The organism is Priestia sp. 10L35, from assembly GCF_056395685.1.
Genome location: NZ_JBFTKA010000002.1, coordinates 250,447 through 274,393 on the forward strand (window position 1 = coordinate 250,447; position 23,947 = coordinate 274,393).

The following is a 23,947-nucleotide window of genomic DNA, read 5'->3' on the forward strand; positions in this document are numbered from 1 at the left end:
AGTTGTACAATGTAACTTATATAGAGGTTTAAGCGAAAAACCCGTAAATATAAAGAGCAAGGAGAAACAACTATGACAACTTATTCAATCGATGTAACACTAAGTCAAACAAAAAAAGAAAAGCCGCAATCTGATCAATTGCAATTCGGGAAAATCTTCACGGACCATATGTTCATTATGGATTATACAGAAGGCCAAGGATGGCACGATGCTCGTATTGTACCTTATCAACCTATCACATTAGATCCGGCATCCATGATCTTTCATTACGGGCAGTCTGTTTTTGAAGGACTAAAAGCATATGTAACAAAAAAAGAGCAAGTATTATTATTTAGACCAGATGAGAACTTCAAACGTTTAAATAAATCAAACGATCGTCTTTGTATTCCTCATGTTGATGAAGACTTAGCGCTAGAAGCGTTAAAGCAGCTGATTAAAATTGACCGCGAATGGATTCCTACTGCTGAAGGTACATCATTATACATTCGCCCATTTGTCATCGCAACAGAGCCTTACTTAGGAGTAGCACCATCTGACCGCTATCAATTTATCATTATTCTTTCTCCAGTTGGTTCATATTACAAAGAAGGGATTGCTCCTGTAAAAATCGCGGTTGAAAGCGAATTTGTTCGTGCTGTAGCCGGAGGGACAGGAACAGCTAAAACAGGCGGAAACTATGCTTCAAGCTTAAAAGCTCAGCAGCTTTCTGACTCAAAAGGCTATTCACAAGTACTGTGGTTAGACGGCGTTGAACGCAAATACATTGAAGAAGTAGGAAGCATGAATATTTTCTTCAAAATCGATGGAGAAGTAGTAACGCCATCTGTGAACGGAAGCATTTTGGAAGGAATTACGCGTAAATCTATCATTGAGCTGCTAAAACACTGGGATATGCCTGTAACTGAGCGCCGTATTTCTATGGAAGAAATTAAGCAAGCTTATTCCGAAGGCAAACTAGAAGAGGCATTTGGAACAGGTACAGCTGCAGTTATTTCTCCAATTGGCGAACTATTTTGGAATAACGAGAAAATGGTCATTAACGATGGAAACACAGGAGAAGTATCACAAAAACTGTATGACACTCTAACAGGTATTCAAAATGGTACAGTGGAAGATCCATTCGGCTGGGCAGTGGAAGTAGAATAAATTTCGGCAATCGAATATCTTTTTACGTTAAAGAAGCGGGACAGCTCCCGCTTCTTTTTTTGTTTGTTGCCGAATAGTCCAAAAGAAACAAGTTATTTTTGAATATTTCGAACTATTTATATACTTTTATTGTAAAATAAAATATAATTATCCTTATAAAAGCAATACTTTGTCTTTATTGAAATTTACAGCATTACTTATTCGTTATAAGGGGGAGAACAAGATGCTTTTTTTATCACATGATGAAAAAATTAAACAGCTGGCTTCACACTTAACTGAACGACTCAAAAGAGAATTAAACCAAGAAACCTCAGATGAACAAATGCACGTGCTCATCGGCTATTTGTTTGCTTCTCATTTAATCGAGCACCATCCTACGGGTTATTACGTAAGGTCTCAATACCCTGAGCAGCTAAAAGATTTATATGAAACTTTACACGTCCATCAATAAATTATCTCTTCCTCTTTTGTCCTATATCGTGTAGAATTTTAGAAAATATATGATTTTCTAGTTGATGGCAGAGCTAGGATATAGCGTGGTATGGCATTTACCTTTAAATGATTAAGTAATGGTTTTAGAGGTGAATAATGTTAGCGCAGATCAAAGAAATGAGTTTAGATAAAAATCGTCGTAATCCACATTACCGCGTATTGTTGCAGTGTCCAGACGGGAGTGAACTATTCATTCACTTTAATTATACATACCGATCAAAAACATATTGGTCAAGAGATGTATATTACAACAATGTTCATAAAAAATCTCAGCTTGCTTGGTATACTCAAAGCGTAGAGGAAATGACTGCTCAGCAGTTTCTTGAAGAGCTAGGAGCTAAAGTAAATGAACATTTCAACTTTACACTGCGACGATAACCCAAAAAAGCGCCCTTTAACAAGGGGGCTTTTTTGGGTTATTTTATATAAACAAGGGCAAAATAATACATATTCTCTTTAATAATAGTCACTGCTTCCTTACTTTTTCTTTATAAAAATTGGCAAGATACTGCGTTTAAGTTAGCTATCAAGTGATGAAGAGACGGGTTGTGTTTTATCACTAATTTTTATATAATGAACCTATAAAACCCTCTATTTATATCGGAAATAGAGGTGTTTTTACTATGAAAAAGATACAAAATGGCAAAATATCTGCGGATGAACATCATTTTTCGCAAAAAAATTAAAATAATGTAAAAGTTTATGTTAAAATGGCAATGTTGCGTGAACGAATTAACTAACTTTACGCAAGAATGCTATTTACATACGTAAGAAGGAGAGAGATTTAAGATGGCAAAGACGTTAATTTTTGGACATAAAAATCCTGACACAGATACAATCTGTTCTGCAATTGCATACGCTGATTTAAAGAATAAATTAGGTGTAGACGCTGAACCAATTCGATTAGGCGATATTAACGGTGAAACGCAATTTGCTCTTGAAAAGTTCAACGCTGAACTACCACGTTTCGTTGATGAAGTATCTAAAGAAACAAATGAAGTTATTTTAGTGGACCACAACGAACGCCAGCAAAGTGCAAACGATATTGATCAAGTTCGTGTGCTTGAAGTAATTGATCATCACCGTATTGCTAACTTTGAAACAGCAGATCCTTTATACTATCGTGCAGAGCCAGTTGGATGTACGGCAACGATCTTAAACAAGATGTATAAAGAAAACGGCGTAGAAATTGAACCTAACATCGCAGGTCTTATGCTATCAGCTATCATTTCTGATTCTTTATTATTCAAATCACCAACTTGCACAGACCAAGACGTTGCAGCTGCTAAAGAATTAGCGGAAATTGCAGGTGTAGATGCAGAAGAGTACGGATTAGCAATGCTGAAAGCTGGAGCTGACTTAGGCGATAAAACAGCTTCACAATTAATTTCATTAGATGCTAAAGAATTCAGCATGGGTACAAGTAAAGTAGAAATTGCACAAGTGAATGCAATTGATGTAAACGACGTTTTAGTGCGCAAAGTTGAATTGGAAGAAGCTATTACTAAAACAATCGAAGAAAAAGGATTACAATTATTCCTTTTAGTTGTTACAGATATTTTAAACAGCAACTCTACTGCATTAGCACTAGGCTCTGCTGCTTCAAAAGTAGAAGAAGCATACAACGTAACGCTTGAAAACAATACAGCTGTCTTAGAAGGCGTTGTATCACGTAAAAAGCAAGTAGTTCCTGTATTAACATCTGTATTTGCTTAATAAAAAAACGGTTCGTGTTTAGACACGAACCGTTTTTTTGTCCATATGCACGTCAAGCCAATTTAGTATATCTTCTATCACTTCATCTTTAATTAATTCATTAAGCAACTCATGACGGCACTGTGTAAAAAAGCGGTAGCTTACGTCCTGCAATCCGGCTTTTTTAAAGTCGTTATATACTTTGAGTACCCCTTTTGTATAGCTGCCTACTGGATCATGTTCTCCAGATATTAAATAAACAGGCAGGTTTGATGGTACTAGCTTTATATTAGCTAAGTTAGAGATTTGTTTGATTCCTGTTAATAAGTCATAGAAAAATCCCGCTGTGAAAACTCCTCCGCAGTAAGGGTCATTTACATATAAATCTACAGCCTCATTATCTTGACTTAACCAATCAAAAGGTGTTCGAGCAGGATGAAAGGATTTGTTATACTGTCCAAAAGAAAGTTTATCAAGCAATGGACTAGCAGATCGTAACCCTTTTCTTTTTTTCTCTATTTTCGCAGCTAATATGCCGCCCTTCAGTGAAAGAGAAGGAATGCTGCCAGTACCTGAGAGCATCACACCATGAATGTGCTCTGTATTCAATTGAATATATCTTCTCGTTAGAAAAGAACCCATGCTGTGACCGAAAAGAAAGATTGGTAAGCCGGAATGTTCCGTTGAAATGTGCTTAGTCAGAGCAATCATGTCGTAAACTACGGTGTCAAAACCATTTTCTTCAGCAAAAAAACGCTTTTCTTCATCTTTTAAAGCTGTTTGACCGTGACCGCGGTGATCATTTCCATATACGATGTAGCCATGTTGAGTTAATACACTAGCAAAGTATTCGTAGCGTCCAATATGTTCGGCCATCCCATGGGCTATTTGAACAACGCCTTTTGCAGAATTGTTTTCAACATCCCATTTTTGTGCAAATATTTCTTTTTCCTGATGACCTCTGTAGTAAAAGGATTGTTTCATGCTCAGCATCCACCTTCTGCTTTCCTGTAAAATAAGGGATATATGTATATATTATACTAATTTATGCAGGTGATTTTACTATTTTGAAATAAAAAATGATTATTTTGTCATAAACCTTTACAAACCATTATGTGATTTGTTAAATTAGTATTTATATTAAAAATTATTAAACAATTTAAAAAGATTCAGTTTTTAATAGGTTAGATGAATACGGAGGGAATTATTGTGGCAGAATTAAGAAGTAACATGATCAAAAAAGGATTCGACAGAGCACCGCACCGCAGCCTACTGCGTGCAGCTGGTGTAAAAGAAGAGGATTTCGGCAAACCGTTTATTGCGGTTGTCAATTCATATATTGATATTGTACCAGGTCATGTTCACTTACAAGAGTTTGGTAAAATCGTAAAAGATGCGATTCGCGAAGCTGGTGGCGTACCTTTTGAAATGAACACTATCGGTGTAGATGACGGTATTGCGATGGGACATATCGGTATGCGCTATTCATTACCAAGTCGTGAAATCATTGCTGACTCAGTTGAAACGGTAGTATCTGCTCACTGGTTTGATGGAATGGTATGTATTCCAAACTGTGATAAAATCACGCCTGGGATGTTAATGGCTTCATTACGTCTGAATATTCCGACAGTTTTCGTTAGCGGCGGACCAATGAAGGCTGGCGTAACGAGCGACGGTCGTAAGATTTCTCTTTCTTCAGTATTTGAAGGCGTAGGAGCTCATCAAGCGGGTAAACTTGATGATAAAGGATTGCTTGAATTAGAACAATTCGGCTGTCCGACATGCGGATCTTGTTCAGGAATGTTTACAGCGAACTCAATGAACTGCTTAGCTGAAGCGTTAGGACTTGCTTTACCTGGAAATGGTACAATCTTAGCAGTTGCTCCTGAACGTAGAGAATTTGTTAAAAAATCAGCTAAACAGCTTATGGAATTAATTAAATTAGATTTAAAACCACGTGATATCGTAACAGAAAAAGCAATCGACAACGCATTTGCTTTAGATATGGCGTTAGGCGGTTCTACAAATACAGTTCTTCATACGCTAGCTCTTGCGAATGAAGCTGAAATTGAGTATCCATTAGAGCGTATTAATGAAGTGGCAGAACGCGTGCCTCACTTGGCAAAACTGGCTCCGGCTTCGGATGTATTTATTGAAGACTTACATGAAGCAGGAGGCGTATCGGCTGCTTTAAACGAGCTATCTAAAAAAGAAGGAGCTCTTCATTTAGATACGATGACGGTTACTGGAAAAACGCTAGGTGAAAACATTGCTGGGTGCGATGTAAAAGACTATAACGTTATTCATCCAATCGATAAGCCTTTCACAGAAAAAGGCGGACTTGCTGTATTGTTTGGCAACTTAGCTCCAGACGGCGCGATCATTAAAACAGGCGGTGTTCAAGACGGCATTACTCGCCACGAAGGACCAGCAATTGTATTTGAGTCTCAAGATGAGGCGCTGCACGGTATTGCTAACGGAAAAGTAAAAGAAGGACATGTCGTAGTCATTCGTTATGAAGGACCAAAAGGCGGACCGGGAATGCCTGAAATGCTAGCTCCAACTTCTCAAATTATGGGAATGGGACTAGGCGCAAAAGTAGCGCTATTAACGGACGGACGCTTCTCTGGGGCTTCCCGTGGATTATCAATTGGCCACGCGTCTCCAGAAGCTGCTGAAGGCGGACCACTAGCATTTGTCGAAGATGGCGACCACATCGTGATTGACATTGAAGATCGTTCGATGAATGTTCAAGTTTCTCCAGATGTTTGGGCAGAACGAAAAGCAAACTGGAAAGGCTTTGAGCCGAAAGTGAAAAAAGGCTATCTTGCAAGATATTCTAAACTTGTAACTTCTGCAAGCACGGGCGGAATTATGAAAATCTAATAGTACAAAAAAGGCTCTCTGCTGAGAGCCTTTTTCTTTATTAAAGTAACTGGGCAAAGAAGCATTTTTAACACGAAAATTCTTTTTTCATAATAACGTGTGGAATACCGTCTTCCATAAAGACATCTGAAACCGTCTTATAGCCTAATTTATGATAAAAAGGTTCAGCCTGAACTTGACCGTGAAGCTTAGCTTGAGTTAATCTTTCTTTTTTCGCTGCTTCTTCTAAGCTAGCCACCACTTCTTTTCCGAGCCCGTATTTTCTAAATTCCTTTAATACGCATATCCGCTCTATTTTGGCGTAATCGTCTACTATGCGGAATCTACCAGAAGCTGCCGGTTCATTGTTATAGTAAATCAACATATGTTTTGCCGTTTTCTCATGTTCATCAAATTCATCTTTTAATGGCACACCTTGTTCTTCAACAAACACTGTTTTACGTATATGAAATACTTCTTCAAGCTGCTCTTTTGTTGTAACTTGCTTAATTTTCATCGAAAATCCTTCCTTTGCTGCGAATTTATGCTTCTTTTTTGTATAATAAAGATATCTGATATAAAAGAGTATAAAGGAAAAACAAAATGTTGTAAATGCAACAAAAAACAAACAAGTGAAATATTACATACATGATGTTTTAATTTCTCGCTGTTTGAACTGTATCAGTAGCATTGAATTTAAGTGCTGAGCGGAGTGTGCTCAAAAAATAGTCCTTCAGCTTTTAACAAACTTTAGAAAGAATTAAAATCAACTGGAACATGTTACAAAAGGAAAGAAAATGTATTATGAAGCGCCATGGCTCTACATAACTTGTAAAAAGAGAAATATTCACAATAGTAGTAGGATGAAAAAGGGGAATGTATCATGCAAATAACCTTAGTGTATAAAGATGAGCAATCGAATAAATTTTGGAAAGTTGAAAGAAGAGACAGCAAGTTAATCATTCACTTTGGAAAAGTTGATACAGCCGGTCGCATGCAAGTGAAAGAGTTTGCTTCCGCAGAAGCTTGTGAAGCGGAAGCTGAAAAGCTGATTCGTGCAAAATTGAAGAAAGGGTATAAGCCTTTAACTTGTTCAATGCAAGTAATGAAAGACAGTACGATGTCAGAGGCTCTCTTTTGGGAACTGATAAAAAAAGCGAAGACAAAATTAGATGTCGACGAGCAAATGGAATGGCTCCGCTCCACGCTAGCAAAGCGTTCTGAAAAAGACATTTTCCGCTTTGATCAGCTATTAAATCAGCATTTTGATCAATCCTATACTTCTTCATTGTGGGCAGCAGCTTATATTGTAATGGGCGGTTGTTCAGATGATTGTTTTGATTATTTTAGAGCCTGGCTTTTATATCAAGGAAAAGACATTTATTATAAAGCAATTGAATCTCCTGAGACGATGATTTCTGTTCTTCAACCACTAGAAGCAGAAGGCTATGCTCCTCAATTAGAAGAATTACTTGCTGTTGCGTGTGAAGCTTATGAAGAAAAGACAGGTTTAGATAACGATTATTATTACGATAAATATGACCAGTTTGACCCAATATGGTACGATGAGCAAGATTTGGATCTTGATTGGGATGAAGATGATGAGGACGGTTTACAGATGCGATTCCCTGTGCTGTGGAGTCGCTATTGGAACAATCACCTCGAATACTAAAAAGAAGAGATGAAACTCTATATACAGAGTTTCATCTCTTCTTTTCTTATTTTGATAGAGTGGGTGACGGCGCGGTCTGAGATAGTTTTGTTTTTTTGTTTAACATACTATTTATGATCATTCCGATTACAATTATCATCATACCAGCTAACGCGATCCCTGTTGGCATACGCCCATTTAATAGAAACACTTCGCCAAGAACGGTAAAAATCATGCTGCCCGATTGAGTTGCTTCAACCGCTCCAAGCAAAGCTAAATTTTCTTTTGCCAAGTCTGTTGCGTGAAAGAAAGTCATCGTCGCAATTACACCTGAACTCATCGCTAATATAAAAGCTTGCGAAAATTGAGGAACTGTTGGCATACCAGTTGTATAAAATCCATATATCGCATAGATGATACTTAGCGGTATACTACCGATAGCCATACCTAAAACACGTTGAAATGTATCTAATTTTCCTTTGCAGACTTCCATCATTTTTCGATTTCCAAGCGGATATAAAAAAGCAGCCATGACGACAGGGAGAAAACCCAACACAAACTGTGAAAGCGTGATGTTTTCAGCTTCTTTAACTTGCATGAGAATCACGCCCACTAAAATAAATGTTGAAATACCAAGCGTTTTGAGTGGAATGTTTCCTCTTACTTTTTTGTTTCCATCTGCAGTTTGAATCGTTACATAGAAAAGTGGAGAAATGAGCGCACCTGCCAAGATCGTTACTTGCCACGTTCCAGCTATAAGCCATGACGGTCCAAAAAGTGAAGAAAAACTTAATAATGAATAAAATCCAATTCCTGCAAGAGTTCCCCAGCCTAACCAAGCGAAAGGATGCTTTTTCATTTCCATCCATAATGGTGTAAACTTCTTTTGTACAAGTACTAAAATGAGTAAAATAGGTAGTGCTAATAAAAAACGAAGAGATGCTGTCCAAGCCCAGCTTGTTCCAGATACATTCATGGCACGATTCACAATAAATGTAGCAGAAAAGAACATAGACGAGAGAAGCCCCCATAAAATTGCTTTCATACTTTTTCCTCCTAATTAATAAAAATACCTAAATGTATATTATAGTATACTTATATACAAAAAAAGTGTATCATAATATAAAAAAGAAAGGAAGAAAAAAATGCATTCAGAAGAAATGATGAAAAAGGTAGGCAACGAGCTTAGAAAAATAAGAACACAGCGAGAATTCACACTCGATGAATTAGCAGATAGGACAGGAGTCAGCAAACTCACGTTAGGGAAAATTGAAAGAGGGGAGACTAATCCAACCCTAGGAGTAATGTGGAAAATAACAACAGGTTTAAATATCCCTTTAACTAAATTAGTGTCAGTTGAACCTTCAGTGGCTGTATCTAAGTGCGGAGAAGGTTTTTCTCTCAAAGGACCGGACGAAGCGTGGAAAGTAGAATTTATTTTTCAAAATCAAATAGATTCAACTATTGAAATGTACCGAGCCTTTCTTTCTCCTCTCGCTACATACTATCCCGAACCTCATCATAAAGGATTAATTGAAGTAGCAACGGTAATGGAAGGCAGAATTGAAATGAAAATAGAAGAAGAGCTATACGAACTAAAACAATTTGACTCTATAAAATTTGAAGGAAGTCATGTACACTCATACAAAAATCTTGAAGAACGTCCCGCTGTTCTGCATTTACTGCTAAAATATGAGGCGTAAAACGGCAGAGCCGCAGTAAAACGAACCATAAAAAATGATTCGTTTTACTGCGGCTCTAATAGCTGTTTATTCATCAGCTTGTTTTGGTAGCTAATATACTTTTTCACTTTAATGATACTTAATGAATATTCTTCAATTAAACGGTGGATAGATTGAACCATACACTCTGGATAATGATGTTTTTTCTGTAAATATACTTTATACTTTCGAATTTGTCTTTCAAAATATAAAATAACTTGTTCAGGCGTTTTCACCAGTAAAGATTGCATGTATTCATTTACTTGCGTTTCAAGAAACGAATAGCGATTCGTGATAAAAAATGTCTTCATCTTATTTTCCTCCCTATATGTTAGTGGTACAAAAAAGAAACCCTTGTGCTAGGATTTCTTTTTTGCTTTTTATTTGAATCAGCTGTGCGCAACTTTTAGGCACTGATACTTGAAATCGAAGACTCTCTATATTTTTTTATTTTGCATTTTATATATGTAGGCGTTTCGCCGAAAAGATTTGCTACGTGTGTAATAGCTCCATAATACGTTTTAGCATCCATCATTTCTTTATTCACAATATAGTCATACAGGGATGATTCAATATCATCAACAAAAGCTAAAATGTGACGCTTTTCGAATAGGAGTTGATAAAGTTCATTAATTAAGTATGGGCTTTGATCAAATTTGTCTTGGAGCTGCTCTACTCGGTACTTTGTCATAGGCACTTCACACAAGATAATGTATCGTAACTCTTCTAAAAATAATTTATTCATCTTTCTCACATCCCTATTCTGTTAATAATTATATAATAGCACTATGCCTTCATATTTGGAAGCGTTTTCAATGTATTAATTTTAATATTTTTTTCTTCTCATTTCCTTTCGTTTTTTCTTTTCTTACGTGAATTATCTGTAGTATAGTTCGTTTTACGTAAAGACTCTAGCTACTTGTTAAACTACCTGACATACTTTTTGGGATTTTTATTATTGATGTCAAAAACTCTTGCATACCTAAGCGGAAACACCTTAAAAATAACGTCCTATGAGCCGGAATCGTCTTTAATTGTGATAAAATAAAAAATGGAAAATACATCATATAGGAGAGAGGCTATGGAAAAAGATCATATTTCAGAGCTTAAGATTTTAAAAGACATTGCCGAGATTTTAAATGAAGGTACTAATTTACATACAATGCTTCACGATGCTCTTTTAAAACTGCTGCAAATAACAGATTTAGAAACAGGATGGATCTTTTTTATTGACGAAAATGGAAAACATGAGATGATTGCCGCTCAGCATTTGCCGCCGGCTTTATTAAACAAAACCGCTCAGCCTATGTGTAACGGAAGCTGCTGGTGTGTTGATCGGTATATGGATGGCCGGCTTCAAAAAGCGTCTAATATTATGGAGTGCAAGAGACTTGAAGATTCCGTCATTCATGAGTGGGGGGATACACATGACATTACTCATCACGCAACGGTTCCCTTACAAGCAGGGGATGAGCGCTTTGGATTATTAAATGTAGCTGCCCCTCATAAAATTCATTTTGAACAGCGAGAGCTTGATTTATTAGGATCCGTCGCTCTTCAAATTGGCACGGCTATCAAGCGGATTAAGCTGACTCAATCTCAGCAAGAGGTAAAACTTATTGAAGAAAGAAACAGACTGGCCAAAGATCTTCACGATTCTGTTAATCAGCTGTTGTTTTCGATTAATGTCACAGCCAAAGCCGGAAGCAGCTTAGCAAAAGATGTACAGTTAAAAGAGACTTTTTCCTTAATCCAAGAAACCGCTCAGCATGCCCAAGTGGAAATGAAAGCATTAATTTGGCAGCTTCGTCCTCAAGGATTAGAAAACGGCATTGTCAGCGCGTTAAAAAGCTATGGTCAAATGCTAGGGCTTAACGTAAAAGAACAAATTAAAGGAGTGTCTGTTTTGCCTGCTGTGATTGAAGAGACACTGTGGAGAGTCGGGCAAGAAGCTTTTAATAATTGCCGAAAGCATGCGGGTACGGCAGAGGTACATTTAAACGTAAATATAAGCAAAGAACAAGTAAGTATGAAAATTCAAGATAGCGGCAATGGATTTATATATAGCGCTTCAGCAGAATTGCCGACGCTTGGGTTAAAAACCATGCAGGAGCGAATAAACAGATTAAATGGCAATCTATCTGTTACAAGCAGCATAGGAAACGGAACGGTTGTGGAAGTATCTATTCCTCTTTCATAACAGAAAGGAGCGCATATGAAAATAAAGATTCTAATCGCAGATGATCACCACGTTGTCCGAAAAGGGCTTGTTTTTTTCTTACAGACGCAGCCAGACTTAGAAATTGTAGGAGAAGCTTCTAACGGAGAGGAAGCTTTAAAGTTAGCAATATCCCTAGAACCACACATTGTGTTAATGGATTTATCGATGCCGGTTCTCGACGGAATCGAAGCAACAAAAGAATTAAAAAAACAAGCACCGCATATACAAGTCATGATTTTAACAAGCTTTTCGGATCAAGACCATGTGATACCGGCATTAGAAGCTGGAGCTTCAGGCTATCAGCTAAAAGAAAGTGACCCCGATGAACTTGTAGCCGCTATTCGAAAGCTAATGAATGGAGAAAATCAGCTTCATCCAAAAGTCACCACACACTTGCTAACACGGTTAACCAAGAGCAGCGAAAAGAAAGTCAATTTTATTGACCACTTAACGAAACGAGAAAAAGACGTATTAAAAGAAATTGCAAAAGGTAAAAGCAACAAAGAAATTGGTGCTTCCTTACATATTACAGAAAAAACAGTAAAAACACATGTATCTAATATTTTATCCAAGCTTGGGGTTCAAGACCGCACGCAAGCTGCTCTATATGCTGTGCAGCACGGCATTTCCTAACCTACGACTTTAGTTGTAGGTTTTTCTCTGTGCTTCTCCGTCTATATCGGTAGCTTTCTTTCTACCAATAGCATGACGAAAAAAAGTTCAACCATCCCTATACTATACATATAACCAAACGACAGAGGAGTAGATAAGCATGAACATACTTATTATCAATGGAAGTCCCAGAGAAACAGGTCGAACAACACAAGTGACGAGAGAGCTTCACAAAAGCTATCAAAGTTCTTTTTTAGATTTAAGCCAATTATCGCTTCCTATATTCACAGGTGAACCTCATCAGTATGAAACAGAAGAAGTGCAAGAGCTAATTGAAAAAATAGAAAAAGCGGATGGTATTTTACTTGCGACGCCCGAGTACCACGGAGCTATGAGCGGAGCGTTAAAAAACGCGTTTGACTTCTTAAACAGTGCGTATTTTGCGCATAAGTCCGTAGCACTTTTAGCAGTATCAGGAGGAGGAAAAGGAGGCATTAATGCTTTAAATAACCTTAGAACCGTTACACGCGCCTTGTATGCGAATGTTCTATCTAAGCAGTTGGTATTAGACCCTGCAGACATCGTGGAAAAAGGGACTTTACGAAAAAACGCAGCTGACGGAATTCATGAATTAGTTAATGAGCTGACTCTGTATACACAAGTGTCTAAGCAAATTTTAGAAGCTAAGCAAAATGTTTGATGAAGGCGCTTTACAAAGACCGGCGCTTTCAGGCCGTAGTAGCTGCTAATGTTTTATCCTCTATCGGCTCCGGTATTACGATGCTTGCCATTCCTTTACTGTTAGTTGCATCTCCACATGGAAATAGACTATTTGGTACGATTATGCTGATTATGACGGTGATTAGCTTTATGGCTACTCCGTATATCGGCGTTCTTATTGATCGAATGTCACGAAAGAAACTGCTGTTAACCGTAGAATTGACAGGTTTTATCACGGTCATGTTATTTGTAATCGTCGGTTTTGTTACAGACTATTCAACGATTCACTACGTCATTTTGTACGGAACCGGAAACCTTTACTACACGTTTTTTTATCCAACGATTTTCGCTTTAAATCAAGAAGTTTTTTCAAAAGATGCGTTTCAATCATTAAACAGTATCATGGAAATACAAGGGCAGCTATCGAGTATGCTTGCAGGAGCTTTGGCGAGTCTAGTCATTACTCGTTGGTCGCTTCAATGGATTTTAACAGTCGATGCCGCTACGTATATAGCTGCATTTCTTTGTCTATTGAGTATTCCATATAAACAAAACAGGGAACGAAACGACAAGAAACACACTGCTATGAAAGAAGGGTTAACATTTATAAAAGAAAATCGCTCGTTCTCTATTTTTTTACTGCTTTCTTTTATGCCTTTCATCGCTGTGATGATGACGAACTATTTATTTCCTATTTATCTGACTCAAGAATTAAACGCAAGTCCAGCAGCATATGGGATTGAAAGTGCTGTATATGGTTTCGGGGCGTTAACGGCAGGGTTATTCATCGTATCTATTATGAAAAGAATAGGCACAGAGCTAGCGATTATGCTGAATATAAGCCTTTTTGCACTCGGAATATCTATCATCTTCTTTATGAAGCTTTTGCCGGTTTATTTTTCTATTGTGTTTCTTCTTGCTTTTGCAAATGCAGGTACAAGAGTAGCTCGAAATACGTTTATGATGCAGAAAATACCGAATATCATCGTGGGAAGAGTCGACAGCTTTTTTCGCTTTATCACGTTAGGTATTCGAATTTTACTGATTTTCTTCTTTACGTACGTTACGGCTAACGATCGTATAGGACTGGCTTTTTTAGGACTTAGTCTGCTTTTATTATCATCCGCTGGAGCTGGCTGGATACTCTACAAAAGAAAACAGCGAAAACAGTCCGCATTGCTTAAGAGTGTTTTATAATGTCTGTTGCATGTTATAATAGAGGAATTGACAAATAATGTTCAACGTTTATGACGTTGAACATTATTTGTTCTGAATAGAAATTAAACAGAAACAGCATTGACTGTTATGCGATTGGAAGATTGTGAAGCGATGATAAATAAAACATTAAACAAAGAACAATTAAAAGATTCGTACTCAAGCAGAACGTACTATAGAGGGCACACGTATTACAAGCAGGGGCGTGTGCTTGATTTGGAATACAATGAACAGACCACTACGTGGACAGCATCCGTTCGAGGTGCGGAAATGTATACAGTAATGGTTGAACAAAAAGGAAATTCTTTTTATTCATTCTGCGATTGTCCTGCTTATCACGAGTTTTCAGAATGCAAACACGAAGTAGCTGTTTTATTAACCATTTGCGATGAGCGAGCAAAGCCGCAGCCAATTAAAACAAAGCCTTTTCGCCAAAGCAAAGAATACGAAAATGTAAATCACTTTATCGACTTATTTTCGAGCTATCAGCAAACAATAAGCGACCACAGAAAGTATGCAGATAAAGATCCGTTGAAAGTGGAATTTATTTGCAAGTCTTACTCAGAAGAATTTTTACGTTCAGAAGGAATGTACGTAGCGCTTGAAATGAAAGTAGGCGTCGATCGGACGTACGTAGTAAAAAACATTCAAGAATTTTTAACAGACGCTAAAGAATTTAAAACTCACGAATTTACCAAGCGCTTCGAATATGACCCAGCGGAACATTTTTTTATAGAAGAAGATAGGAAAATCATTGAGCTGCTGATGGATATTATGACAAATGAATCGTTTTATAAAAATTCTTATTCCATGTATCGTTCGTCTGCAAATAACAGAGAACTAATCATTCCCTCCATCATAGCCAAAGAGTTATTTCAATTGCTCAAAGATCGGAACTTTACATTTATTCATGACGGGCACTCATATGAAAATATTATCTTTGCTGAAAGCTCAGCTCCTTTTTCATTTCAGTTAAATAAGCACCCGGCAGCTGGATTTGAACTAGACTTTACGGAGCTTCATCAAGCTTCGTTTTTCGATCGATACGGGTGGCTATTTTTAAAGGGGACGTTTTATGAGCTATCTCAAGATCAGCGCATGCTTCTTGAAGGGCTTCGAAAAACGGCGCCTTTGAAGCCAGTCGTACCTATAGCAGAAGAGCAGATGGGCAATTTTTTATCTCACGTCGTTCCAGGACTAAAAAAAGTGGGGAAAGTGGATATCGCAAAAGAAGTATCCCATCAGATTATTGCACCTGAACTAAAAGCAAAAGTATTTATTGACCAGGAAGATGAACAGCTGTTTGTGACGCTTCGGTACCATTATGGGGAGATTTCAATTAATCCATTTTCACCTCAACCTGAAAAGTACGATAAAATCTTAATACGAGATTTAGAAAAAGAAGACCGCGTGATGGATTTAATTGAAACAGCTCCTTTAAACATTTATAAAAACCAGCTGTATTTAAATCAAGATGAATCATCTTTATATGAATTTTTGTTTCATATTGTTCCAAAGCTTGATGAAATAGCGGATGTGTATATTACGGATGAGATGAAAGATTATGCTTATACGGATTTTTCTGCGCCAGTAACAACGGTTGACATCAAAAACAGCAATGGATTATTAGAAATTAATTTTGATTTAGGAGACATTAATCATCAGACCGTTCAAGATGTTTTAAAATCTGTTTTAGAAAAGAAAAGCTATCATCGTCTAGATAACGGTGCGTTTATTCCTCTTGAAAACGAAGGATTTGAGCATATTCAAAATCTGTTTCGTGAGCTGAACGTAACCGAGAAAGACTTAAAGGATAACTCATTGCAAGTACCTTTATACAGAGGAATGCAAGTGGAAGAGATTATGAGTGCGGGTGATAAATCAGCGGCTAAGTTCGGCTCAGCATTTAAAAGATTACTTACACAGCTCAAATCTCCAGAGGAAATGGATTGGGAAGTACCGGAATCCTTGCAGGCATCACTGCGTGATTATCAGTACAATGGGTTTAAGTGGTTTAAATCTCTGGCTCACTACTCTTTAGGAGGCGTGCTGGCTGATGATATGGGGCTTGGAAAAACGCTTCAAAGCATTGCCTATATCCTATCTGAAAAAGAGCTTGATGAAGATAGCAGTGCTTTTTTAATTGTTGTGCCGGCTTCCTTGATTTATAACTGGCGTAACGAATTGGAAAAATTTGCACCGAATTTAACGGTTCAAACCATTACAGGAACGCCGAGCGAGCGTGAGGAGAAGCTAAAACGCACAGCTGACGTATGGATTACATCTTACCCAACGCTGCGTCAAGATATCGATTTGTATCAGCATCTTCATTTTCATGCTTTAATTCTAGATGAGGCTCAAAGTATTAAAAATCATACAACGAAAACAGCAGTAGCTGTTAGGACTATTTCAGCTAAAAAACGTTTTGCGCTGAGCGGTACGCCTATTGAAAACTCACTTGATGAGCTTTGGTCAATTTTTCAGACCATTCTTCCTGGCTTATTTCCAGGGCTTCGCCAGTTTAAAAACATGTCATCGGAGCAGGTCAGTCGAATTGTAAGACCATTTTTACTGCGACGAGTAAAAAAGGATGTGTTAAAAGAACTGCCTGATAAAATTGAAACAACTCATTTATCTGAGCTGACTAAAGAACAAAAAGAATTATATGTAGGGTATTTAGAACAGTTAAAATCATCTTTAGCCGGTGAAGATTTTAATAAAAACCGAATGAAGATCTTGGCAGGATTAACAAGACTTCGCCAGATTTGCTGTCATCCGTCTTTATTCGTTGAAAATTATGAAGGGGATTCAAGCAAATTAGAGCAGCTGCTTGAGATTACAAGAAATGCGGTTGCCAACGGAAAACGTTTGTTAATCTTCTCTCAGTTTACAAGCATGCTTCACATTATTCGAGAAGAGCTCCAAAAAGAAAATCTCTCATACTTTTATTTAGACGGTCAAACGCCATCAAAAGAACGAGTGGAAATGGCCGATCGGTTTAATAATGGAGAACAAGACATTTTCTTAATTTCATTAAAAGCCGGAGGCACAGGCTTAAATTTAACGGGAGCCGATACGGTTATTTTATATGACTTATGGTGGAACCCGGCGATTGAAGAACAAGCAGCAGGACGTGCACACCGCATTGGGCAAAAAAATGTTGTGCAGGTTATCAAGCTTATTTCTCAAGGAACCATCGAAGAAAAAATTTACGGCTTGCAGCAAAAGAAAAAAGAACTCATCGAACAGGTTATTCAGCCGGGAGAAACAATGCTTTCTAGTTTGACAGAAGAAGAGCTTCGAGAACTGCTTAGTATGTAGCAAAGGACGTGTAAGGAATGAAAAAATGGGCGTTTGTATCAGATTTTGATGGAACAATTTCAAAAAAAGATTTTTACTGGATTGTGATTGAAAAGTATTTTCCAGAAGGTGAAGAGCTTTTCCGCCGATGGAAAGCAGGAGAAATGAAAGATATTGATTTTTTATCTACTGTTTTTCAATCCATTCATCAAGAAGAACCGAAAATTTTAGAAGAAGTAGCGAATATTCCAATTGATGAATACGTGCCCGCTTTTATTAAAGCTGTTCAGGAAAACGGCGGAGATTTTTATATTTTAAGCGCTGGAACAACGTACTATATTAAACCGATTTTAGATAAATACGGTGTTGAAAAAGTGGAAGTTTATTCGAATGAAGGCTATTTCCATCAAAACAACGTTCACTTGCGTCTAGACCCTGCTCACAGATGGCATTCAGAACGCTACGGCATTGATAAATCGACTGTTATTAAAGAACTAAAAGAGACATACGAAACGATTTATTTTGCTGGAGACAGCGAGCCGGATTCGCATCCGGCAAAATATGCAGACGTCACATTTGCAAAAGATTCTTTGCAAGATTTACTGCGCGAACAAAACGTTTCATTTGTTCCGGTTGAGACATTTGAAGATATTGAGCAACATTTAATACAACACAACGTGATAAGAAAAAGATAAAAACAGCGGTATTATTTGATTACTTCAAATAATACCGCTGTTCCTATTCCGCCTCCGCTTCCTAAAGACGCTATGACATATCGCACGTCACGGCGCTTGCTTTCATAAAAAAGACGCGTAGCTAAAATAGCTCCCGATGCTCCGTAAGGGTGTCCTAGCGTCAATGCGCCTCCGCGAATATTCACTTTCTCTTGTGATATTCCCAGTTCTTGCATACAAGCGACAACTTTAACGGCAAAGGCTTCATTGATTTCAAATAAGTCAATATCATCTACCGTAAGAGAATTTCGCTTCAAGATATTTTTAATCGCAGAAACTGGTGCAATAGCAGGGTAAAGAGGTGACACTCCTGAAATATCAGCGTCAATAAAACGCAAAACGGGCTGAAAGCCTAAGGCCCGTGCTTTTTGCTCTTCCATCACAAGGGCAATGCAGGCTCCGTCGTTAATTCCACAGCTGTTGGCTGCGGTGACGGTGCCTTCATTTTTTAAAAAGACGGGGCTGACTTTTTGCAGCAGCTTTGTTAGGTTTCGTTTTTTCATAAATGCTTCATCGTGCATCACGTTTGGCAGAGGAAGCGTTTCTTCTTCAAACAACCTCTTTTCAAAAGCCTCCCAGCTTCTTTCATGACTTAAAAGAGAATATCTGTCCTGCTGATCTTTAGATATATTGTATCGCTGAGCTACGTTTTCTGCTGCGATCCCCATGTCAGGGTCACCAATTTTATCAGGAGAAAAACGTGCTCTTTTTTCAAAAGGAGAAGTACTTGTACTTTCAACGCCTCCAGCTAAATAACACGTTCCAGCGCCTGCTTTTATCAAATAGCTGGCCATTCGAATGGCCTCTAAGCCAGCTCCGCACTGACGATCAATGGTCATTCCCGGGATAGAAAAAGGGAGGTCTGCTTCTAAAGCGGATAGCCTAGCTACGTTTCCTCCTGGACCTACAACATTCCCTAAAATAATGTCATCGATTTCATATTCAATTCCAGCGCTAAGGTGCTTTAATAAAGGAGCCGTTAGCTCTTGAACATGAAAATCTTTCAGTAGACCATTTTCTTTTCCAATGACCGTACGCTTCGCTTTTACAATTGCTGCTTGATAGATAAGTCATCACTTCCTTACATAGAAGCCGTGTTAGAACGACCAGGTACCGCTACTGCTTTTCGAACTTTTGTAATTAGATAAGCCGCGACCACTGCTTTTATACAGTCACCTGGAAGATAAACAAAGCTTAGTTGAAGGGACTTTAGAAATGGAATGTGAAGCTGTAGTGCCTGTACAGGAATGCCGCATGCATATACCAACCCAATCCCAAATAACACATTTACGGCAAATGCCTTTGCAACCGTTACATTTTTTAATCGTGACAGCGTCCAGCCAATAAAGAAAGCTGCAAACACATAGCCAATGATATACCCAGCACTCGGACTCAAAAATACCCCGATTCCTCCGCGTCCTCCAGCAAGTAAAGGAACGCCAGCCGCCAGCAAACATAAAAAAAGAAATTGACTTAAAGCTCCAAGTCTAGCTCCAAGAATTCCTCCTGACAGCATGACACCCATAGGCTGAAGAGTAATTGGAACGGGTGTAAAGGATAAAAAAATAGGAGGGACGAGTCCTAGAGCGCCCATTATAGCCGTGAATAATGCAACATACGTCATATCTTTTGTTTTCATCGTAAACCTCCGCTATGTATGATAAAACATGACTATCGTATCTTATAAAACTCAAATTAGTCAACTTAATTTTTATTAAAGTTTACATTTTGTTTTCTCAAACGTACATTTACGGTACACTAAAAGTAAAAGAAAAAGGGAGTTTAAGCAGTAATGAAACGAATTGAAGAACTAATTTTTTATCAGTGTCAACAAACGCCTGGCAAACTGGCACTATCGGATTCTATTAATAAGCTAAGCTACGGTCAAATGTGGGATCATGTATGCAAAGCCGAAAATCAGCTGAAAGAAAAAGGGATGGAAAAAGGAGAGCTCGTTGCGTTAAGTATGCCAAACAATGCAGATGCTGTTGTGTCATTTTTAGCGATTTTAAAAGCCGGCGGAATTGTGATGCTTTTACATAATGAGCTAACAGAGGCTGAAGTGGATACCTATTTTTCTATTCAATCCCCAAATTGGCTATGGAAAACATCTTCTTTAACTAACATAACAAAAGAAAAACCAATCCTGCCCGTACGGCAAGTGAATGCACTGTCCGATCTATTTTTATTTGGATTTACCTCTGGATCAACAGGGAGACCAAAAGGGTTTGTAAAATCGCATTATTCTTGGTCTTCATCATTTCAAGAGTGGTCGGATATATTTTCTTTAGAGCAACACGACAAGGTGCTTGTTCCTTTACATATCTCGTATTCTGCCCAGCTTTACCCAGTTTTGCATGCGCTTTGCAGCGGTATGCACGCTATCATGCTAGAAGCGTTTACACCTTCGTCTGTTTTTCACAAAGAAGCTAGCTGTATGTCCATTACACCTGCATTAATTTCGCCATTGCTTCGTTATGTACAAAGCAGACCAAAAGAAAAACGACTTCTGCCAAAAAACGTGATTTCAGTAGGCAATAAATTATCTCCTTCCGTTCGAAAGAAATTTTCACAAGCATTTCCTAATGCCTATCTGTATGAATATTACGGATCTTCTGAAATGGGATTTGTTACGGTGCTTTCACCACATACAGCGGAAACGCTGCCTCATACAGTAGGCTATCCTGTTGACAGCGTAGACGTTTTAATCCTGAACGAGCGTGGAAAAGAAGTAGAAAAAGGAGATAAAGGAACACTATTCGTGAAAACAACTCAAGCATTTGAAGGGTTTGTTAAGGACAGCGAAGAAACGAACCGCTCGTTTTTTAACGGATATGTTACGTCACACGATATTGCGGTTCAGCTTCAAGACGGAAGCATTACCATCGTAGGAAGAGACAGAAACATAATCAAAAGCAGCGGAAGTCTAGTGTATGCCGAAGAAATTGAAGAGCTGCTTTTACAAATACCGGGCGTTAGCGAAGCAGCCGTTTTTAGCGTAGTAGATGCTGAACGTTCAGAAGTAGTAGGTGCAGCAATTGTTTTAGAGAACATTTCTCTTTCTGATGTGAGACAAGCGCTGATACAACGAGTATCTGCTTATAAAATCCCGCGCGTATGGAGAGTTTTAACGTCCTTTCCGCGAATGAAAAATGGTAAAATTGATAAAGCAACGATATACAGCTACTTTACAGAGAAAGAAGGGAAGACATATGATCTCATTTGAACCTATTACAGCTGACACGATGTATATTGTGTCAGAGATTATCAATTCAAACGAAGCTTATAACGTGTTAGAAAACGGCAAAAAAGAGCGGAGTGAAGAAGAGCTTTTTAAAGAATATATGAATGGAAAAACGGACAGTTACTTTATAAAAGCCGACGATACATACGTAGGGGTTATTGATTACATGAAACAAAATCCAAACGATGACCATCCGTGGATTGGAGCTTTCATTATTCATAGCGCCTATCACAATTTCAGTTTCGGAACGCAGGCGTATCTAGCATTTGAAGACAAGCTAAAAGAAGAGGGAATTTCCGTTCTACGTCTTGGGGTTCTGTCTCAAAATCCTAGAGCTAAGCTGTTTTGGGAACGCCTTGGTTTTACACAGTATGCCACTAAGCCGCTGCATCATAACCAAGTTAACTGCTTGGAAAAAGAGCTATAAAAAAATCCGTGGGTTATATCCACGGATTTTTTACTGTACTGGAATGCAAATGGAAGAGGTCCGTATTTTCACGTGGTAGATGGGTTAAATCCTTATAAAAAAGGTAGATATGATCAAAGAAGCACCCATTACCCAGAAAATCGTTCAGGATACAAAAAGCGAGAGAAGAACAATAGATAACTATTTAAGAAAAGAAAAAATAGCTGAATTAAAGAGAAAAAACTACTTAAAAAGAGCTGAAGAAGATTTCAAAAAATGCATTCCATATATTTCATCGTTTGAGATAAATAACGAAAAAGTTTACCTGGACAAACTAGAGTTTATTTATTCGTCAAAGCTTAAACTTAAGGCATTCTTCGAACACGATGAACAAAGAATAAAAGTTGAATTAGAAGAATTTCAAAACAAAATAAAGGGTTATCTCAATCAAAAAGTTGTAATTTACAATGGTAGAAAACATGAACAATTGCCTAATTTAATAATTAAATTAAAAGATTTTTATGAAAACTTAGAAAGTGTATTAGATTATACAGAAGCTAATAATTCTGAAGCTTATTTCTGGTTCATACTTATAAATGTTGATGAGAAATTTGGCATTTTCATCAGTAAAGATGAGTATGGAATGGACTCAATTTTCTATTGGGGAATTGAATAAAGAAGATTAAATTATAATGTTTAATAAAAACTGCACCTTTGATTATTTTAAATCTAGGTGCAGTTTTTTTTGCACTTATTGGTTTCCACATGATTAAGGGTGTAAAACACCGTATGTAAATAAAGCTCTTTCAATATAAAGAAATAATGAGAGAAGATACTATTAATTAAATAAGGTGTGTTTTTTTAGATATGACTATAATCAATTATTTTTCATCTCAAGCTGGCCCCATTTCTTTTTCAAAACTTATATTAAAAGTTTGATGTGGAATCCTACTATTTTTAAGCTATTTGTTCTAAAACACTATCAAGATTTGATTTGAATCCATCATTTCTTTCTAACAAGAACGTTCGCAAAGTTTTATGTGTTTTAGAGAACGTTCGTATATTATTTCAAAACTTAAACGAACGGTGAAAATGATAGATTTTCTATATAAATCAAAAGTTCGTAAAAGTATACTTTTGCGGACGCGATATTTAAATCTATTATAAAGTGTTAAAGGAATTGAAGTATTTATACCTATTTCCCTTCTGAAATTGGTGATTATTTAAATGAAGAATAAATAAAGAAAAGCCTCTCTTTAAACAAAGAGGGCTTTTAAGTTTAATTTTGTGGAAATAAAAATGTTTGTCTAAACTTTCGTGCTGAATATTTCTGTCCATCCTTCATAACTCTAAAGGGTTCTTCTTTCCATGTTACAACTACTTCAATCTTTTTTGAGTTAACCGAAATAGGTTGATTTTGATGATGGAAGAAATTCTGTGAATCAGGTATTTTAAATGTGATTAATTCGCTTTTAGTATTTGTATTTGGCTCATCTCTATAGATTTCTACTGTAGCATCATAAACCTGTGCACCTAAGTTTCTCACATCGATACTATAGGTATTAAACTCCTCATTATCCTTCAAATTCTTAACATCGGGTTTGTCTATCATTACTTTCCAATGTTCTGACGATTGAGACGTGGGAAGCTTTTCTGGTTTATAAGCGTAAGTATTAACAGAACCAAGAATGATGGAACATAAACAACTACTAACAATTAAGATATGTGCTTTCCTCATTATAGATCCCTCCAAATCAAAAGATAATAGTATTATTCTTCCAATTAGAGGTGATATACGTAATTTTTATTTTGCTAAACAGGCTAAATGAAGAGCAGAATTTACTGATTACTGATAAAAAACACTATGTTAACTATTGTTTACACCTTATTACAAAGCGTTTATAGCTAATTTTACAGATTTGTTA

The 23,947-nt window shown here is 37.3% G+C and carries 24 protein-coding genes; 16 read left to right on the top strand and 8 right to left on the bottom strand.

Features of this window, described 5'->3' with window-relative positions; translation table 11 throughout:
* Nucleotides 1–72: 72 nt before the first annotated feature.
* From AC1DEF_RS07235 to AC1DEF_RS07250, 4 genes are all read left to right on the top strand, one after another.
* Entirely contained in the window at nucleotides 73–1,146 is a 1,074-nt protein-coding gene (locus AC1DEF_RS07235) for a branched-chain amino acid aminotransferase (RefSeq protein ID WP_028408381.1), read from the top strand.
* A gap of 223 nt (nucleotides 1,147–1,369) precedes the next feature.
* Nucleotides 1,370–1,597 carry a hypothetical protein gene (locus tag AC1DEF_RS07240; RefSeq protein WP_097823300.1) on the top strand — a complete coding sequence of 76 codons (228 nt, stop codon included), beginning with the start codon at nucleotides 1,370–1,372 and terminating at the stop codon, nucleotides 1,595–1,597.
* Between the two features lie 137 nt (nucleotides 1,598–1,734).
* Nucleotides 1,735–2,016, top strand: a complete 282-nt coding sequence (locus AC1DEF_RS07245; protein ID WP_028408383.1) for a hypothetical protein — start codon at nucleotides 1,735–1,737, stop codon at nucleotides 2,014–2,016.
* A 411-nt stretch (nucleotides 2,017–2,427) separates the two neighbouring features.
* Complete coding sequence (locus AC1DEF_RS07250; protein WP_014459925.1) at nucleotides 2,428–3,354, top strand: manganese-dependent inorganic pyrophosphatase; 927 nt, start codon at nucleotides 2,428–2,430, stop codon at nucleotides 3,352–3,354.
* An 18-nt stretch (nucleotides 3,355–3,372) separates the two neighbouring features.
* On the opposite strand, the gene AC1DEF_RS07255 is transcribed toward AC1DEF_RS07250, so the two are convergent.
* The gene (locus AC1DEF_RS07255; protein ID WP_097823301.1) at nucleotides 3,373–4,317 is read right to left on the bottom strand and encodes an alpha/beta hydrolase; all 945 of its coding nucleotides are present in this window, start codon (nucleotides 4,315–4,317) and stop codon (nucleotides 3,373–3,375) included.
* A 225-nt stretch (nucleotides 4,318–4,542) separates the two neighbouring features.
* Between AC1DEF_RS07255 and ilvD the strand changes: the two genes are divergently transcribed.
* Nucleotides 4,543–6,219 carry a dihydroxy-acid dehydratase gene (gene ilvD, locus AC1DEF_RS07260; protein WP_028408385.1) on the top strand — a complete coding sequence of 559 codons (1,677 nt, stop codon included), beginning with the start codon at nucleotides 4,543–4,545 and terminating at the stop codon, nucleotides 6,217–6,219.
* Nucleotides 6,220–6,286: 67 nt separating this feature from the next.
* Here ilvD and AC1DEF_RS07265 read toward each other — a convergent pair whose 3' ends face one another.
* On the bottom strand, nucleotides 6,287–6,715 hold the full coding sequence (locus AC1DEF_RS07265) for a GNAT family N-acetyltransferase (protein ID WP_097823302.1): 429 nt from the start codon (nucleotides 6,713–6,715) through the stop codon (nucleotides 6,287–6,289).
* A gap of 366 nt (nucleotides 6,716–7,081) precedes the next feature.
* Between AC1DEF_RS07265 and AC1DEF_RS07270 the strand changes: the two genes are divergently transcribed.
* Entirely contained in the window at nucleotides 7,082–7,870 is a 789-nt protein-coding gene (locus tag AC1DEF_RS07270) for a DUF4240 domain-containing protein (protein WP_097823303.1), read from the top strand.
* A 46-nt stretch (nucleotides 7,871–7,916) separates the two neighbouring features.
* Here AC1DEF_RS07270 and AC1DEF_RS07275 read toward each other — a convergent pair whose 3' ends face one another.
* Nucleotides 7,917–8,894, bottom strand: a complete 978-nt coding sequence (locus AC1DEF_RS07275) for a DMT family transporter (RefSeq protein WP_097823304.1) — start codon at nucleotides 8,892–8,894, stop codon at nucleotides 7,917–7,919.
* A gap of 100 nt (nucleotides 8,895–8,994) precedes the next feature.
* Between AC1DEF_RS07275 and AC1DEF_RS07280 the strand changes: the two genes are divergently transcribed.
* A complete protein-coding gene (locus AC1DEF_RS07280) occupies nucleotides 8,995–9,552 on the top strand; it encodes a helix-turn-helix domain-containing protein (RefSeq protein ID WP_043982780.1) in 558 nt (185 codons plus the stop codon).
* Between the two features lie 44 nt (nucleotides 9,553–9,596).
* Here AC1DEF_RS07280 and AC1DEF_RS07285 read toward each other — a convergent pair whose 3' ends face one another.
* Together AC1DEF_RS07285 and AC1DEF_RS07290 are read right to left on the bottom strand one after the other, a co-directional pair.
* Nucleotides 9,597–9,881, bottom strand: a complete 285-nt coding sequence (locus AC1DEF_RS07285; RefSeq protein WP_028408390.1) for a hypothetical protein — start codon at nucleotides 9,879–9,881, stop codon at nucleotides 9,597–9,599.
* A 95-nt stretch (nucleotides 9,882–9,976) separates the two neighbouring features.
* The gene (locus AC1DEF_RS07290; RefSeq protein WP_050691151.1) at nucleotides 9,977–10,315 is read right to left on the bottom strand and encodes a hypothetical protein; all 339 of its coding nucleotides are present in this window, start codon (nucleotides 10,313–10,315) and stop codon (nucleotides 9,977–9,979) included.
* Nucleotides 10,316–10,651: 336 nt separating this feature from the next.
* On the opposite strand from AC1DEF_RS07290, the gene AC1DEF_RS07295 reads away from it, so the two are divergent.
* The 6 genes from AC1DEF_RS07295 (at nucleotide 10,652) to AC1DEF_RS07320 (ending at nucleotide 18,333) form a co-directional block, all read left to right on the top strand.
* Nucleotides 10,652–11,770 carry a GAF domain-containing sensor histidine kinase gene (locus AC1DEF_RS07295; protein ID WP_097823305.1) on the top strand — a complete coding sequence of 373 codons (1,119 nt, stop codon included), beginning with the start codon at nucleotides 10,652–10,654 and terminating at the stop codon, nucleotides 11,768–11,770.
* Between the two features lie 15 nt (nucleotides 11,771–11,785).
* Nucleotides 11,786–12,424 carry a response regulator gene (locus AC1DEF_RS07300; RefSeq protein WP_097823306.1) on the top strand — a complete coding sequence of 213 codons (639 nt, stop codon included), beginning with the start codon at nucleotides 11,786–11,788 and terminating at the stop codon, nucleotides 12,422–12,424.
* 139 nt (nucleotides 12,425–12,563) lie between these two features.
* Nucleotides 12,564–13,103: an NADPH-dependent FMN reductase gene (locus AC1DEF_RS07305; RefSeq protein ID WP_097823307.1), complete on the top strand. Its 540-nt coding sequence runs from the start codon at nucleotides 12,564–12,566 to the stop codon at nucleotides 13,101–13,103.
* Nucleotides 13,103–14,320, top strand: coding sequence for an MFS transporter (locus tag AC1DEF_RS07310; RefSeq protein WP_097823308.1), 1,218 nt, complete (start codon nucleotides 13,103–13,105; stop codon nucleotides 14,318–14,320). Before AC1DEF_RS07305 ends, AC1DEF_RS07310 begins: the two co-directional genes overlap by 1 nt.
* A 132-nt stretch (nucleotides 14,321–14,452) precedes the next feature.
* The gene (locus AC1DEF_RS07315) at nucleotides 14,453–17,659 is read left to right on the top strand and encodes a DEAD/DEAH box helicase (protein WP_043982772.1); all 3,207 of its coding nucleotides are present in this window, start codon (nucleotides 14,453–14,455) and stop codon (nucleotides 17,657–17,659) included.
* Nucleotides 17,660–17,676: 17 nt separating this feature from the next.
* Nucleotides 17,677–18,333 (top strand): MtnX-like HAD-IB family phosphatase, encoded by a 657-nt coding sequence (locus AC1DEF_RS07320; RefSeq protein ID WP_097823309.1) that lies wholly within the window; start codon nucleotides 17,677–17,679, stop codon nucleotides 18,331–18,333.
* A gap of 11 nt (nucleotides 18,334–18,344) precedes the next feature.
* Here AC1DEF_RS07320 and AC1DEF_RS07325 read toward each other — a convergent pair whose 3' ends face one another.
* A complete protein-coding gene (locus AC1DEF_RS07325) occupies nucleotides 18,345–19,439 on the bottom strand; it encodes an acetyl-CoA C-acyltransferase (protein ID WP_097823310.1) in 1,095 nt (364 codons plus the stop codon).
* 14 nt (nucleotides 19,440–19,453) lie between these two features.
* Nucleotides 19,454–20,011 carry a biotin transporter BioY gene (locus AC1DEF_RS07330; RefSeq protein ID WP_028408399.1) on the bottom strand — a complete coding sequence of 186 codons (558 nt, stop codon included), beginning with the start codon at nucleotides 20,009–20,011 and terminating at the stop codon, nucleotides 19,454–19,456.
* A gap of 153 nt (nucleotides 20,012–20,164) precedes the next feature.
* Between AC1DEF_RS07330 and AC1DEF_RS07335 the strand changes: the two genes are divergently transcribed.
* The 3 genes from AC1DEF_RS07335 (at nucleotide 20,165) to AC1DEF_RS07345 (ending at nucleotide 22,698) form a co-directional block, all read left to right on the top strand.
* Nucleotides 20,165–21,598 (top strand): class I adenylate-forming enzyme family protein, encoded by a 1,434-nt coding sequence (locus AC1DEF_RS07335; RefSeq protein ID WP_097823311.1) that lies wholly within the window; start codon nucleotides 20,165–20,167, stop codon nucleotides 21,596–21,598.
* Complete coding sequence (locus tag AC1DEF_RS07340; RefSeq protein WP_097823312.1) at nucleotides 21,585–22,043, top strand: GNAT family N-acetyltransferase; 459 nt, start codon at nucleotides 21,585–21,587, stop codon at nucleotides 22,041–22,043. The genes AC1DEF_RS07335 and AC1DEF_RS07340 overlap by 14 nt, the downstream gene beginning before the upstream one ends.
* 109 nt (nucleotides 22,044–22,152) lie before the next feature.
* Nucleotides 22,153–22,698 carry a YxiF family protein gene (locus tag AC1DEF_RS07345; protein WP_097823313.1) on the top strand — a complete coding sequence of 182 codons (546 nt, stop codon included), beginning with the start codon at nucleotides 22,153–22,155 and terminating at the stop codon, nucleotides 22,696–22,698.
* 603 nt (nucleotides 22,699–23,301) lie between these two features.
* Here AC1DEF_RS07345 and AC1DEF_RS07350 read toward each other — a convergent pair.
* Nucleotides 23,302–23,760: a hypothetical protein gene (locus AC1DEF_RS07350; protein ID WP_097823314.1), complete on the bottom strand. Its 459-nt coding sequence runs from the start codon at nucleotides 23,758–23,760 to the stop codon at nucleotides 23,302–23,304.
* Nucleotides 23,761–23,947 lie beyond the last annotated feature (187 nt).